Here is a 14,642-nt window from a genome sequence, read left to right as displayed (position 1 = left end):
ATGGCATCACAAGACATTATCCGCCGCTCCGGTACTTCAGCGGTGACGCCTGCGGCAAAGGGGCGTAATTCGTCAGAAAAGGTCGCCAAGCTGTTCGACGCCACTAAGTGTAATGGCTGTAAAGCCTGCCAAGTGGCGTGTTCTGAGTGGAATGATTTACGGGAAGAGGTAGGTACTTTTCAAGGCAGTTACCAAAACCCTATGTCGCTATCGGGCCAATGTTGGACCCTGATGGAGTTCCATGAGGTGATGGAAAGCAACAAGCTGCGTTGGCAATTTACCCACTCGGCCTGTATGCACTGTGCCGACCCTGCCTGCTTAACGGCCTGTTCGACCTCTGGCGCGATTATCCAGCACGCCAATGGTGTGGTGGACTTCGATTCGGACAAATGTATCGGCTGCGGTTATTGCGCCAGTGCTTGTCCCTTTGATGTGCCCAAAATCGATCCTAAGGATAACAAGGCCTACAAGTGCACTATGTGCTCTGACCGTTTGGCTGTGGGATTGGAACCTTCCTGCGTTAAGTCCTGTACCACAGGGGCGCTGCGTTTTGGCACCCGTGAGGACATGTTGTTCTACTCGCAAAAACGGGTCGAAGAACTGAAGGAAAAGGGCTTTGCTAAGGCAGGACTTTATAACCCTGAGGGTGTAGGTGGCACGGGTATGATGATGATATTGCACGATATCAATCAGCCAGAAAGCTACAACATGCCTGATAACCCGCAGATCCCACTGTCACTTACTCTGTGGCAGGACTGGGTCAAACCTTTAGGCACTATGGGCATTCTTGCCACTGCCGCCGTCGCTTGTCTGCATAAGATCACCGTCGGTCGCAACATAGTCGAAGAAGACCAACCGGGTTATCAACCGCCAGAGGAAGAGGCTAAGCAGGAAGAGGGGGCCGACAAATGAGCAAGCATGATAAGCAAGAAATGATAGTGCGTCACAAGCTGTTCGATCGCATCTGTCATTGGTTCATTGTGGCGGTTGGCCTAGTGACATTTCTCACTGGCTTTTCCTTCTTCTATCCGTCGTTTCAATGGCTGGGGGCGATAGCGGGCACACCGCAATTGGCGAAGTTTATTCATCCCATTGCGGGCTTGATGATGTGCTTACCTCTGATGTTGATGTTGGTGCGTTACTACAAACACAACAAATGGGAAAAGCACGACCTCGCTTGGATGCTCGCCATTAAGGATGTGATGTTCGAGAACGAGGAGAAAATCCCGCCTATCGGCCATTACAACCCTGGGCAAAAGGTATTGTTTCGCGCCTTCGTGCTGACATCTATCACTTTAACGGTGACGGGAATCATCATGTGGCAGCCTTACTTTGCGCCCTATTTCTCAGCCACTGTGGTGGGTTGGGCCATTCTGTTGCACGCCATTTGTGCGCTCATCATGTTGATTTTTGTGATGGTGCATTTCTGGATGGCGACATGGGTGGAAGGGTCGGTTACAGGCATGCTTTACGGCAAAGTCTCTAAGGCTTGGTGCCGCAAACATCACCCTGTGATGTTGGATGAACATTCGGACGTGGAGAAACATTAATGAGTCATACAGCCGAGATACCTCTGGCCCAAGGCAGCGAATCGCCGCTGGAACTTAAACCGTTAAAAGCGGCAGATCCCCAAGCTGTGTATCACAGAAGGGCGCAACGTTTGCTGTCATTGGCCAAGGACTCGCCGCTGGCTGATTACTTTGAGCTATGTCGCCGTTTGGTCTCTATACAGGCCAGGTTAGCGCAGGAGGCTGACTTCGGTAAGCTTCTCGCTTGGGGGAAAGATGAGGCGACTCCGCTTTCCCTGTTGGGCTCAGAGGCAGATAGCTATTGGCAAGGACTGCTACAGCAACTGTTAAGTGATTTGTTGCCGCAGGTGGATGAATCCATAGCTCGGGTAGTGCGTTTGTTGATGCAGCAATCACCCGAGCAACTGAGTTCGTGGGGGCGTTCACTACGCCAAGGGCATGTCAGTGAAGTGCCTGCCCGTTTTAGCTTATTCATCTGGGCGGCGATGGGCGTTTATTGGTCGCATTGGGCACCTATGGTCATCAAGCGGATGGATCCGTGCAAGGTGGCGCAGCAGAGTATGTGTCCCGTGTGTGGATGTCATCCGGTGGCGAGTGTGATTGTCGATCAGCCTCGAGCTGGTTTGCGCTATCTGCATTGCAGCCTGTGCGAGAGCGAATGGCATTACATTCGCGCCCATTGCACCAGTTGCGGTCAGGACAAAGAGATGACGATTTGGTCGCTAGATGATGCCAAGGCTCAAGTGCGGATCGAAAGCTGCGATGAATGTCATGGCTATACCAAGATGATGTTCGTCGAGAAGTCACCTTCTATGGATGTGGCGGCAGACGATCTCGCAACCTTGATGTTAGACAGTGAGCTAAATGCTAAGGGCTTTGGGGCAACAACACTGAACCCACTGTTACTGGCCCACGAAACCACGTAAGCCACATAGCTTAAACAAATGCGGGAGGGAGTCGGGTTGCTGATCCCTTCCTGCTTTTTATAAACCAATGGCAATAATATAAACAAAATGACACAGATGATGACCCAAGCACCTGAAACACTACAAGTTCTGTACCGAGCTTTGCCTTCAATGGATAGCCTACTTGCAGAGCCTAGTTTTGTGGTATTGCAGCAGTCCTACGGCAAAGCGGCGGTAAAGGCCGCACTGGATACCCAGTTAAAGGCGGCGCGCAGCTTAATCGGCCGCGAGCACCGTTTGCCGACATGGTGTGGTGAGCTTGCGCAATTGCACAGATGTTTGGTTGATCAACTGTCTAACGATTACAGCCACAGCTTAAAACCCGTGTGGAATCTCACTGGCACCATATTGCATACCAACCTTGGCCGAGCGCAACAGTCAGAAGCGGCAATTCGAGCCGTGACTTCTGTTATGCGCTACCCCACACCGCTGGAGTTTGAGCTTGTGGCAGGTGAACGTGGTCACAGGGATAATGCAATCAGTGCTTTAATCCAGCGCTTAACGGGTGCCGAGGCTTGTTGTGTCGTGAATAACAATGCCGCAGCTGTGTTGTTGATGCTGTCAGCGGTGGCAGCGGGGAAAGAAGTCATAGTCTCCCGTGGTGAGTTGGTGGAAATTGGCGGCGCGTTTCGCATCCCTGACATTATGCGCCAAGCGGGTTGCACCTTAGTCGAGGTCGGCAGCACCAATCGGACTCACCTTAAGGATTATGAGCAGGCCATTACTGAAAATACCGCTGCGATAATGAAGGTCCACACCAGTAATTATCATATTAGTGGTTTTACTGCCGCAGTGGAGGAGGCAAGGCTGGGTCAGTTATGCCGTGAGCGTGGCATATCACTCATTTCAGATCTTGGCAGCGGTTCACTTACTGATCTGCGCCGCTTTGGTCTAAAGCAAGAACCTACGCCCCAAGCCATGCTAGCCGATGGGGTCGATTTAGTGAGTTTTTCCGGCGATAAACTATTGGGTGGCCCTCAGTCTGGTTTGATCGTTGGCAAACAGTCGCTGATTAAGCAGTTACAGAGTCATCCACTAAAGCGCGCCCTGCGTTGCGATAAGCTGATTTTGGCGGCGTTAGAAGCGACATTGATCCACTATCTTAATCCTGAAACCTTAGACATTGAGCTGCCTATTATGGCGAAATTTGCCCGTAGCCAAGAGACGTTATGGCAGATTGGTCGTCGCTTACAGCAAGCTTTGGTTCCACATTTTGAACCTTGTTATCGCATTGAGTTAGTCGAGTGCCAAACACAGGTCGGCAGTGGCTCACAGCCCGATACTTTTTTACCCTCAGTGGCGCTGTGTTTTACCGCACTCAATGGCGGTAGTTTAAGCCTATTAGAGCAATATTTTAAGCAGGCGGCACGGCCTATCATAGGTCGCATGAGTCAGGACCAACTCAGGTTAGATCTGCGCGGTCTTGATAGTGAAGCCGAACTCCTCGCCGAGTTGAGTACGTTAGGTGTGCAGTTGTGATCATTGTGACTGCGGGTCATGTCGATCATGGCAAGAGTACGCTTATTCGTGCTTTGACTGGGATGAATACCGATCGTCTGCCGGAGGAAAAACGCCGCGGTATGACGATCGATCTTGGCTATGCGTTTATGCCACTTCGAGATGGTTCGCGCCTTGCTTTTATTGATGTGCCCGGCCACGAAAAATTTATCAACAACATGCTGGTGGGCGTGAGTCATGCTCGACACGCCCTGTTGGTGATGGCCTGTGACGATGGCGTAATGCCGCAAACCCGTGAGCATCTGCAAATTCTTGCGCTCTTACCTTTGCACAGTTTGACCTTAGTGCTAACTAAGCGGGATTTAGTTGATAGTGGCACGGCGGCACAGCTTGTCGCCGATGGACTCACTTTGCTCGCCGAGTATGGCATTGAGACCAGTGGTGTTTTTGAAGTGTCGGCGAATGGCACCGCCGACTTAGCATCCAATGGTGTGGCGGCGCTGAAGGCGCATATTCTTGATTTAGGTGAGCAAGAGTCAAAGCGGGCGGAGGATGCCAGCAGCTTTAGGATGACGCTCGATCGCGCCTTTAGTGTGAAAGGTGCGGGTTGTGTCGTGACTGGCACAGTGATCAGCGGCAGCGTATGTGTGGGGGATAGTCTTTTTAGCTCAGGGCAAAAGGCCAAACTCAGAGTGCGAGGCATACATTGTCAGGGACAAGAAGCACAAAGGGCTGTCACAGGTACACGCGTAGCACTCAATTTAACGGGTGTCGATAACCATAGGGAGCCAGAGCGTGGCGATTGGCTGAGCAGTTTACCTCAAGCAGAGCTTTGTAGTCGCCCTGTAGTGCACATTCGAGCCTTCGATTTTTTAGGCAGTGAGTCATTGGTGCATTGGCAAAATGTCCACTGTCATCATGGCGCTGATCATACTTTAGGTCGAGTTTCCCTGTTAAATGAAGCTGATGAAGAAGGCTTCTGTCTGGCGGAGTTGGTACTCGAAAAGCCACTACTCCTATGTCAGAACGATCGAATTGTCCTGCGACACATTGGAGGTAAACAGACTTTAGGTGCGGGGCGAGTGTTGGCGCTGAAAGTCCCTAATCGTAAGAAACGTACACCTGAACGAGTCGCGAGATTACTGCAATTAGCACGCTTGGATAATCCTGCCCATGTGGTGGCTTTACTCGGCCAAACTCAGGCGATAGAGCTTGATGAAATCGCGTGGCGTTGGCAATTAACCGACGAAGGGCTGGCAATGCTGTTAGCCCAAGCGGGTTTAGTTCGTTTTGGGGCATTTGCTATAGCGACAAGTTTGCTTGAGCAAGAAAAACAACAGTTTGTTTCTTTACTTAGCGAGTTCCATCAACAGCATCCTGACCAACTTGGGCTTGGGCGTAATCGCCTGCAGCGCATGAGCCACAGCGCTTTGCCGCCCGAATTAGCCAATAAAGTGCTCGACACGCTTTGCCAAGAAGGTCGCATGGTGCTGCGTGGTGCCTTGTTGCAGCTCGCTGAACACAAAATAGTACTAGACGCTGAGGCTCAGCATTGTTGGCAGGCGCTTGCGCCTTGGCTTGCCGAGCAAACCGCCCCTGTATGGGTCACCGAAATGGGCGAATACCTTGCGCTAGAACCTGCCAAATTAAGGTTGTTGTGTTTCCAGCTGGTGCAGCAGGGGTTTATTACTGCTGTGGTGAAGGACAGATATTTGCTCAGCGAGCAAATCTGTTACTACGCCAGCTTAGTGCGTACTCATATTGCAGAACACGGCAAGCTCGAAACGGCAGAATTTAAAGACATGGTTGGGCTTGGGCGTAAGGTGAGTATTCAACTGCTTGAGTTCTTTGACAGAAGTGGTTTTACCCGTAGGAAGTATCGCAGTAATAGCCGAGAAGTTCGGGATGCCGAGTTGTTTTTTTCCCATGAGAATTGGCGGAAGAACATAGGAGTCGAACCTACCCAGGACTGCTGGCAGCCCTACCCGGATTTGAAATCCGGACGCCTCACCGGAGACGACGTTCTTCCAATAGAAGACTTAGGGATAGTAGAAAATGCGTAAGGATGATTCAAGGCGATTCTTATTTAGTTTATGGGTTTGTGATACAAGTCTTAAATTGTCATCAAACTAATTGTTTTTATTTGGTTTTATAGTTTTAAAGGGGCGCTATGGAATATCATTCACATGAAGTGGTGACAGAAAGAAACGTGATCTTGTTAGAACATGGGCACGCATCTGAGCTGACTGACTACTTAGCTAATGAAGTGCGAGTCGCACTGGTCTATAACGGCATAGCGCATACCGTGATGTTGGCGAGTCCTCAAGATTTAGAAGCCTTCGCTATTGGTTTTACGTTATCTGAACGTATCGTTTCCCATATCAATGATATCAAAGGGGTGGAGCTCGAGTTCACCAGTGAAGGCGTGTTGATCCAAGTGGAAATCAACCAACGATGCTTTATGGAACTCAAGCAACAAAGGCGCAATATGGCGGGGCGCACAGGTTGTGGATTGTGCGGCGTCGCCCAGCTCGAAGAGGCCGTCAAGCCTGTGATGCGGGTGGACTCAAATGCCAGATTCGATATCGAACACTTACAGGTTGCACTTGGGCAAATTCAAGATAATCAACAACATTTTAAGCTGACGGGCGCCACTCATGCGGCCATGGGGCTTAACCATCAAGGACAGATCATCGCCGCCTATGAGGATATAGGCAGGCATATCGCACTAGACAAGCTAATTGGCGCCTTTTCCGCTCAAAATGTGGAACGTCCAGTGGCCGTATTGCTCACCAGTCGCGCGAGTTTTGAGATGGTGCAAAAGGCCGCTAGTGCCAATATCCAAATTCTGTTTGCTATGTCCGCCGTGACTTCACTGGCGTTGGAATTAGCAGAGAAAAGCAATATCACGCTTATCGGTTTTTGCCGTAATGGCAGGGCAACGCTTTACACCCACGGTTATCGCCTGTTGGGGCAGCAGTGTGTCAGCTTAGCTAAAGCCATTTAAGCGTGAGGCCACTTGTGATTGAAGTTGTCGAACGACTTCAATCACTCTGGCACACAGGTTATAAGCGCATTGCGCTTATTTTTTATAGTCTCGTTCATTAGGGTAATGACATGACATGGCAACAATTTAAACAAGAATATTTAGTCCGTTTTTGGGCGCCTATGCCAGCGGTTATCGCTGCAGGTATCCTTTCTACTTACTATTTTGGTTTGACCGGAACCTTCTGGGCTGTTACTGGGGAATTCACTCGTTGGGGTGGTCATTTACTGCAGTTTTTAGGTGCAGATCCAGAAACTTGGGGTTATTTCAAAGTGATAGGTCTGCAGGGCTCTCCTCTAGATCGTATCGACGGCATGATGATTATCGGTATGTTTGGTGGTTGTATTACTGCTGCGCTTTGGGCCAATAACGTCAAACTGCGTATGCCACAGAGCCGTATCCGTATTGCTCAGGCACTGATCGGCGGCATTATTGCTGGCTTTGGTGCCCGTTTAGCTATGGGTTGTAACCTTGCCGCCTTCTTCACGGGTATTCCGCAGTTCTCTTTACATGCTTGGTTCTTTGCTTTGGCGACTGCGGCAGGCTCTTACTTTGGTGCAAGATTTACCTTGCTGCCGATGTTCCGTATTCCGATAAAACTGAAAAAGGTAAATAAAGCGACTTCAATCAAGCAGGACGAAAACCAAGCTAGACGTCGTTTCCGTATCGGTATGTTGGTGTTTGTAGGCATCGTCGGTTGGGGGTTATTGACTATGTTCAATGCGCCAAAACTCGGCATTGCTATGCTCTGTGGTGTTGGTTTTGGTTTATTAATCGAACGGGCGCAAATCTGCTTTACCTCAGCGTTCCGCGATATGTGGATCACTGGTCGTACTCACATGGCGAAGGCGATTATCTTAGGTATGGCGGTCAGTGCGATAGGTATTTACAGCTATGTGCAACTGGGTGTGCCACCTAAGATTATGTGGGCTGGCCCTAATGCGGTGATCGGCGGCTTACTGTTTGGTTTTGGTATTGTACTGGCTGGTGGTTGTGAAACGGGTTGGATGTATCGTGCAGTCGAAGGCCAAGTGCATTTCTGGTGGGTGGGCTTAGGTAACGTGTTGGGTTCAACCTTACTGGCGTATTACTGGGATGATATCGCTCAGCCATTAGCAACGAACTGGGACAAAGTTAATTTACTGACCAGCTTTGGCGATAAAGGCGGATTATTGCTGACCTATGTGCTGCTGGGGCTCTCCTTTGGCGCTATGTTGCTGTGGGAAAAACGTTTCTTTGCTCGTAAGGCGAAGCGTGATGAACAATTGCTAGCGGAGGCGGCGTAATGGCTCAATATATTCCAGATTATCAACTCGATATGGTGGGTGAACCTTGCCCTTATCCCGCAGTGGCTACCCTTGAGGCTATGCCAAAGTTAAAGCTCGGTGAAATTCTCGAGGTGATTAGTGACTGTCCGCAGTCTATTAACAACATTCCCCTCGACGCTAAAAATCATGGTTATAAAGTGCTGGAAATTGAGCAGAATGGTCCGACTATTCGTTATCTGATCCAGCGTTGAGGATAGGACTATGTTGACTATTCTCAGTGGCTTAGGTATTGGCTTAGCCATGGGATTTGTGATGCAAAGGGGTAGATTTTGTATGGCGGGCGGGATCCGCGATACCTATCTGCAACGGGACTTTACCATGGTGATCGCTATTTTGATTGCCATCAGCATCCAAAGTCTAGGGCTGTTCCTGTTTTACGAATGGGGTTGGGTTAAATTGCCAGAAGGGCATTTCCCTTGGTTGGCAACCTTAGTCGGTGGTGTATTGTTTGGTGTGGGTATGGCAGCAGCGGGAAGCTGTTCCACTGGCGCCTATTACCGCGCTGCCGAAGGGTTGGCTGCCAGTGTGATGGCCGTTCTCGGTTTTATTGCTGCCAGTAAATTAGTGCGTCTCGATGAGTTGAAAGGTCTACTTAAACCTTTTAAACAGCATCAACTTGAGGACCAAACGCTCTATCAAACTCTGGGCGTTTCCCCTTGGGTGATCGTGCTTGTCCTCGTATTACTCACATTGTGGTTGGCATTGGGTTATCTCAAACGCCGCAAACGTCCAGTTGCACTGATGGCACCCCGTAAAACGGGTTTAGCTCATTGGTTGTTTGAAGCGCGCTGGCATCCCTTTGTAAGTGCTTTGCTGATTGGTTTACTGGCGCTACTTGCATGGCCTGCAAGTCTTGAAAGTGGCCGTGTAGGCAGTGTTGGGATCAGTGGCCCGAGTGCGCAGTTATGGGATCTTGTCACCACAGGTAACACTAAGTTTTTTAGTTGGCCGGGATATTTTCTCTTGGGATTATTTGTAGGCGCCTTTATCGCTGCCCGGGGCAGTGCTGAGCAGCGCTGGCGCTACCCAGGTCATAAAGTGGTGTTATTTGGGTTTATTGGTGGCCTGTTGATGGGCGTGGGGAGCGGGCTTGCCGGAGGTTGCATGCTTGGTAATGCGCTCGTTGGCACGGCTTATTTGTCGTGGCAAGGCTGGCTATTTATCCCTGCTATTTTATTTGGCAGTTGGTGCTTTAACTATTTTGCGCTACTGAGGCCAATGCGTCTTGCGCAGATTTAACGTTTATAAAGGAGCTGTATATGGAACAGTATCTCGACACAACGGGTAAGCTATGCCCTTTTCCTTTAATTGAGCTACAACGCTTAATTGCGAGTCTTGAGACTGGCGATAAAGTGGTACTGGATTACGATTGTGGCCAAGCAACTGAGAATATTCCCCGCTGGGCGGCTGAAGCCGGGCATGAGGTGACCCACTTTGCCCAGAAGGGCGATGCTGCTTGGACTATGACGATTCAAAAGGGCTAACTCGTCCTCAACTAAAAAGCGCTGCATTTGCAGCGCTTTTTGATCTTAGCCTTGGCAATCTACTGGCAGATATTCATCCGGAATACCGTTGCTGCTGCAAACCCAAGTGATATTATTTTGCTCATCAACTTGAGGCGATAGATAGACTTCATAGCCTTGATAATCCCCGAGTGCTTCGCTTCCTATAAAACCGACTATGCCATCTGTGTACAGATTAAATGTCGCAATCTGCTCGTCCGTGAGTCCAAGCACATCCAATTCGGTTGGCCAAGCTTTGTTGGTTTGATAGTAACCGACTAAGATGTCAGTGATCGGTGCCAGTGCTTGATGTTGCTGGTCGATACTGGCAATGGCCAGTGCCGCATCGGGTACATTCAATGCTGCTGGTGTGGCTTCGGTCGTGGTTGGCGCCTCATAACTCGTGGCGGCACCCATTTTCTCTTGATAGTCCTTATACGCTGGCAACGCGACTGCTGCAGCAATACCAATAATCGCAGCGAAGATTATCAATCCACCGCCTGCTGTGCCTAAACGTGGCATAAAGAAGCTGAGTACATAGGCCCATGCACTGCGTGATGGCGGTGCATATTCCACTCCTTGTGCTTTGGCTTGGACTCTTGCCATGCGCTTGGTCAACCAAGGATAGCTGCCATTAAGCTCGTGCAGCGACATCCAAAAACCACTCGACTCACTGGCTTGGCGGATATATTGATCCACATTCATACGTTTCCATTGCTCGACACCAGCGGCTAACACAGCAACGGCATTTGTGGCTGAACGTAAGCTGTTGCAGCAACGTAATCCGTGGAGATCGCAGGTATATTCACAGGCGCGAGAATAAGCCGCACCCACTAAAGGTAACCAAGTGGCGAAGACTAAGAAGGGCGCTTTACCTATATGATTGCGGCGAATATGGCCTAACTCGTGGCCGATATAGAAGTTGAGCGCATCTTTATCTGACTCAAGCGCATCCACAATCGATGAAAATAGCACTATATAGTTGCGACCGAGGAAGCGTGTCGCCAGTGCGTTTAACATGCCATCGGCGGCCAATAAGTAAGCGCGTGGTGGCTCGCGCATTTCTAAACGTTCGCAACACGCTAAATATTGTTTATGTAATTCAGGAAATTGCTCTGCATTGATTTCGACAGCCGTGCCTTTTAAGTAGCTGATAAAGGCGGAGTGGCTAAAGAGATAAATAATGAAAAACATCAACACATAGAGCAGCGCCATGCCAAAAGTGCCTATGATCAATGCCGCCCAGACGATCCCAGAAATAATAGCTAACAGAGTGAACAGCGATTTTTCCTTCGAATAGACAATATCTGTCATTTGAATGGGATTCTCGTTCCCTGCGGTAATAACTTGTTCCATGTTGATCCTTTTCCTTGTGAAGAGACAAACGGCGTGAAAATAGTCAATTTTACTCGAAAATTCAACCACTATCGCGTGCAAAGCAAAAAATTAACCGTTTTGACATTCAGTTTAATCAGCTATGCGCAAATTGGAGTAGGTCGATTTCATCAGGATTTTGTGGTTTTTTAGCGCTAGAGAGTCCGATTATGCAGGCGGACACAGGTTAGTAAGTGGCTCTTAGTCTCTGGGCATTTTCCTCGCAGCGCACTAGAATTAGGTGTTTTCGCAGCATATCAGCTGAGGGTTAAGTCTTAAGTTAGAACCGAGATAAAAGTAAATTACATCACTATGAGTGCACTTTAAGGCATAGTTCTTCAAGGCAGAGTGCTTTGAGTCAGGCTCGGTTAAGCCTATATAGGGTTAGCTATGGCAAGCGTTAAAACAAACCACAGAAATACAAAGGAATTGAGATGGCTAAGTTAACAAATAAGATGATAAGTAATCGATTGGGTTTCAAATGGTACTGTGCCGCAGGCGTGATGGTTAGCGCGTTAAGTGCGGGAGTAATGGCGGCTAATGCACCTTCTTTTGACTGCACGAAAGTGAATGCTGGCAGTATTGAAGACATGGTCTGTAAGGATGCAGGGCTGAACCAACTTGATAATCAGTTAGCTAAGGTTTATAGCCAAGCGCTTGAAAAAGCGAAGAATGAACAACCTCCTACTTTAAAGGCGATGCAACGTGGTTGGGTGAAAGGCCGTAATGAATGCTGGAAGAGCGACGATAAGCACGCGTGTATTGAATCTAGCTATCAAACCCGCATTGCCGAACTGCAGGCACAATATCGTTTAGTCGACATGACCGGCCCAGTGTTTTATGCCTGTGACGGCAATCCTGCTAACGAAGTGGTCGTGACTTATTTTAAAACCGAACCTGCAACCCTGATTGCTGAACATGGTGATAGTACTTCATTAATGTTTGTGCAACCCAGTGGCAGCGGCGCTAAGTATCAAGGCCGCAATGAAAGCCTATGGGAACATCAAGGCGAAGCGAAAGTAGTTTGGGGCTACGAAGCACCAGAAATGACCTGTAAACTGGTGACCAAATAGGATTGATTTAAGGTCGCCATGAAACAAGCTCTCGTGCATATCGCCTTAGTCGTAAGAGATTACGATGAGGCGATTGATTTTTATGTGAATAAATTAAAATTCGAATTAGTCGAAGACACTTATCAAGCCGAGCAAGATAAGCGCTGGGTCGTTGTTGCCCCACCGGGTTCTAAGGGCGCTTCTATCTTGTTAGCGCGGGCGTCTAAACCTGAGCAGTTCGATTTTATCGGTAATCAGGCGGGTGGTCGGGTGTTTTTATTCTTGAATACCGATGACTTTTGGCGTGATTATCGCCGTATGGTCGCCGATGGCGTGGAGTTTGCGCGCGAGCCGCAAGAACAAGACTATGGCACAGTTGCTGTGTTTAAAGATCTCTACGGTAACTTATGGGATTTACTGCAATTGAATGATGAACATCCTATGGCTCACAGGTTAGCTTATCGGGAATCAGGATTAGAAGTTAACCCCTAATCCTAAGGTGTAGCTGGTATCTCTCGTATTGCCTATCACTGTTTTAGTGTCATTGAAGTCATATTTAAATGACAAATAAATCCGCTGAGTTAGCAGATATTTAAGTCCTACTGTCGAGTTTGAGATGTAATCAATCGAAGGCATATCTGGGAAGGCAATTTGCAGATCGGCATAGGACTCTAAAATGCCACCAAACCAATATTGTTTATAGTTAAGTGAGGCCGCCCAAGCATTTAGTTCTAGTTTAAAGGACTGTTGTTCAAGCCAAAAATGGTTGTAGGTTACGACGAAGTCTAATTTATCGCGCCCAGCACCCCAAAAGCGATAACCAGGACCGAGCGCTGCATAATAGCTATGGCTATCGATGCCGAGTTTATCTTCTTCATAAAAATCTTCCTGACGTAACAGCCAATGCTCATTGAGCAGATAGTCTAATGAATAATGTCCTTCGAGGGTGTTGCGCTTAGTCACGTCATCTTCGGTTTCGTAGCGCACTTCGGTCTTGATATTATGTCGCCATTGCAAGGTTTCCGCTGTGATATCGCCTTTGATATGTAGCTTCTGACTATTTTTCTTGTTTTTGGTGACATCAAGTGTGGTTTCTACACTACCGTTAAAATTCCAATCTGAGTTTGCATAGTGCTGCGAGAATCTCAACTCACTCACGGGAGTGTGCTGGTTATTAATTAATACCATGCCATGTTCATTAGAGGCTTGAATTCTTATGTCCTGTATGGAACGACTGACACTCCAAGGTCTAGTATCTGTGACTTCGAGGCTGAGAATGGCACTGCGTTGAATGGTAATTTTAGGGGCATAACTGGTGTTGATGATGAGATTTTGATCGTTAAACTCTTTAATTTCACCGCTAATTTTATCGCCATTGAGCAAAAAAACTGTGTCGGCATAACACAAGGGGCTGACACTACAGAGCGTAGCAACAAGGTACAATGCTGGATTGGATATCAGATTATGCATCTTGCTCGTGGGCTCAAAATAAAGGGAGAGTAAGTGTTGTCATTCTACTCGAACACAGGCTCTACAAAGCAATAACATTTGATAAAAGTGTTGATAAGGGATTGAAAACGGGTTTGCAAACGGGTTTGCAATCCCTTACTTCTTGGCCATGTTAGCGTGAGTTAATTTCGGTGATTTTGAGGTTAATGAGCTGCTTCTGCCATTGGGATTTATCTATGCCTTCGACCCAAATGACGCTGCTTTTACGCTGTTCGCCTTTGCGTAGATAGGTCTCAGGCATACGGAAAATGGCTTCCCACACTTCGAGTTTTTCGGTTTTGAGCAAAGTACCATTATCGGCGAAGAAGCTAGCTTCAACTTCAACTAAGGTAACGTGTTCATTGCTGGTGCTGGCGAGATCGAAGCTGAGTCCGAGTTTGTCGCCTTTCCATTGACCTTCAGCAAAGCTGACTTTGATCCCATCTTTTGCCGTTGAGCCTAATAGCTCAGGTTGGGTAATCGCAGTGGCGGTCAATGTGGTGACTGGCGCAGCAACAGTTTGAGTGGTAACTGCGGCACTTGGGACACTGGCAACATTGCTCGATGCACTTGCTACGGCTGTAGCGGCTAAGGCATTGGGCGCGGCTTTGGTTTCAGTGATCACGTATTCCCAGGTAAAGTCGTCTTTGAGCCTGACTTGGGCGCCATTTTCTAGGGTGATATTGGCTACGTCGGCGGCCATAACCGATGATGTTAGCAATAACAATGAGCTAAGTGCGCTAAGGCGTAATGAAGTGTGCATTAATTTTCTGGCTCCGATATCCGTCTGAGTCAATATTCTGCCCTAACATAAACAATTTGCCGCATGTTAGTCACTGTCTAAGTCGTGTTTTGATGAATAAAGTGGATTAATGGCGAGATTTTAACGCTAGTACAGAT

General features: G+C 48.4%; 14 protein-coding genes, 1 tRNA gene and 1 pseudogene. 12 read left to right on the top strand and 4 right to left on the bottom strand.

Annotated elements, in window-relative coordinates; genetic code table 11:
* The 5 genes and pseudogenes from fdxH to selB all read left to right on the top strand — a co-directional run.
* Nucleotides 1-912, top strand: a complete 912-nt coding sequence (gene fdxH / locus KFE26_RS14585) for a formate dehydrogenase subunit beta (RefSeq protein WP_168826883.1) — start codon at nucleotides 1-3, stop codon at nucleotides 910-912.
* Entirely contained in the window at nucleotides 909-1,550 is a 642-nt protein-coding gene (locus KFE26_RS14580; RefSeq protein WP_011982054.1) for a formate dehydrogenase subunit gamma, read from the top strand. The genes fdxH and KFE26_RS14580 overlap by 4 nt, the downstream gene beginning before the upstream one ends.
* Entirely contained in the window at nucleotides 1,550-2,455 is a 906-nt protein-coding gene (gene fdhE, locus KFE26_RS14575; protein WP_212600827.1) for a formate dehydrogenase accessory protein FdhE, read from the top strand. The genes KFE26_RS14580 and fdhE overlap by 1 nt, the downstream gene beginning before the upstream one ends.
* Before the next feature lie 96 nt (nucleotides 2,456-2,551).
* Entirely contained in the window at nucleotides 2,552-3,973 is a 1,422-nt protein-coding gene (selA, locus tag KFE26_RS14570) for an L-seryl-tRNA(Sec) selenium transferase (RefSeq protein ID WP_212600836.1), read from the top strand.
* Nucleotides 3,970-5,817 (top strand): annotated as a pseudogene (gene selB, locus KFE26_RS24420) (selenocysteine-specific translation elongation factor); the annotation flags it as partial. The gene selA and the pseudogene selB, both read left to right, overlap by 4 nt.
* A 69-nt stretch (nucleotides 5,818-5,886) precedes the next feature.
* On the opposite strand, the gene KFE26_RS14560 reads toward selB, so the two are convergent.
* Nucleotides 5,887-5,981 (bottom strand) — tRNA-Sec (locus tag KFE26_RS14560).
* A 141-nt stretch (nucleotides 5,982-6,122) separates the two neighbouring features.
* On the opposite strand from KFE26_RS14560, the gene fdhD reads away from it, so the two are divergent.
* The 5 genes from fdhD to KFE26_RS14535 all read left to right on the top strand — a co-directional run bounded on the left by fdhD (nucleotide 6,123) and on the right by KFE26_RS14535 (nucleotide 9,810).
* Entirely contained in the window at nucleotides 6,123-6,959 is an 837-nt protein-coding gene (gene fdhD, locus KFE26_RS14555; RefSeq protein WP_212600826.1) for a formate dehydrogenase accessory sulfurtransferase FdhD, read from the top strand.
* Between the two features lie 110 nt (nucleotides 6,960-7,069).
* Nucleotides 7,070-8,284: a selenium metabolism membrane protein YedE/FdhT gene (gene yedE / locus KFE26_RS14550; RefSeq protein WP_212600825.1), complete on the top strand. Its 1,215-nt coding sequence runs from the start codon at nucleotides 7,070-7,072 to the stop codon at nucleotides 8,282-8,284.
* Nucleotides 8,284-8,517 (top strand): sulfurtransferase-like selenium metabolism protein YedF, encoded by a 234-nt coding sequence (gene yedF / locus KFE26_RS14545; protein WP_198573378.1) that lies wholly within the window; start codon nucleotides 8,284-8,286, stop codon nucleotides 8,515-8,517. The genes yedE and yedF overlap by 1 nt, the downstream gene beginning before the upstream one ends.
* 10 nt (nucleotides 8,518-8,527) lie before the next feature.
* Entirely contained in the window at nucleotides 8,528-9,565 is a 1,038-nt protein-coding gene (locus KFE26_RS14540) for a YeeE/YedE family protein (RefSeq protein ID WP_212600824.1), read from the top strand.
* 20 nt (nucleotides 9,566-9,585) lie between these two features.
* On the top strand, nucleotides 9,586-9,810 hold the full coding sequence (locus tag KFE26_RS14535) for a sulfurtransferase TusA family protein (RefSeq protein WP_107946198.1): 225 nt from the start codon (nucleotides 9,586-9,588) through the stop codon (nucleotides 9,808-9,810).
* A gap of 45 nt (nucleotides 9,811-9,855) precedes the next feature.
* On the opposite strand, the gene KFE26_RS14530 is transcribed toward KFE26_RS14535, so the two are convergent.
* Nucleotides 9,856-11,184: a M48 family metallopeptidase gene (locus KFE26_RS14530; RefSeq protein WP_113941250.1), complete on the bottom strand. Its 1,329-nt coding sequence runs from the start codon at nucleotides 11,182-11,184 to the stop codon at nucleotides 9,856-9,858.
* Nucleotides 11,185-11,636: 452 nt separating this feature from the next.
* On the opposite strand from KFE26_RS14530, the gene KFE26_RS14525 reads away from it, so the two are divergent.
* The gene (locus KFE26_RS14525; RefSeq protein WP_131524607.1) at nucleotides 11,637-12,275 is read left to right on the top strand and encodes an MliC family protein; all 639 of its coding nucleotides are present in this window, start codon (nucleotides 11,637-11,639) and stop codon (nucleotides 12,273-12,275) included.
* An 18-nt stretch (nucleotides 12,276-12,293) separates the two neighbouring features.
* A complete protein-coding gene (locus KFE26_RS14520) occupies nucleotides 12,294-12,746 on the top strand; it encodes a VOC family protein (RefSeq protein ID WP_212600823.1) in 453 nt (150 codons plus the stop codon).
* Here KFE26_RS14520 and KFE26_RS14515 read toward each other — a convergent pair.
* Entirely contained in the window at nucleotides 12,729-13,724 is a 996-nt protein-coding gene (locus KFE26_RS14515) for a DUF481 domain-containing protein (RefSeq protein ID WP_212600822.1), read from the bottom strand. The two genes, KFE26_RS14520 and KFE26_RS14515, sit on opposite strands and share 18 nt — an antisense overlap.
* A 151-nt stretch (nucleotides 13,725-13,875) precedes the next feature.
* Nucleotides 13,876-14,505 carry a DUF3157 family protein gene (locus tag KFE26_RS14510; protein ID WP_212600821.1) on the bottom strand — a complete coding sequence of 210 codons (630 nt, stop codon included), beginning with the start codon at nucleotides 14,503-14,505 and terminating at the stop codon, nucleotides 13,876-13,878.
* Nucleotides 14,506-14,642: the final 137 nt, after the last annotated feature.

The organism is Shewanella sp. M16 (assembly GCF_018224605.1).
GTDB classification, from domain to species: Bacteria; Pseudomonadota; Gammaproteobacteria; order Enterobacterales; family Shewanellaceae; genus Shewanella; species Shewanella oncorhynchi.
Note: the sequence above shows the minus strand (reverse complement) of the source record. Positions and strands in the feature narration are given on the sequence as shown.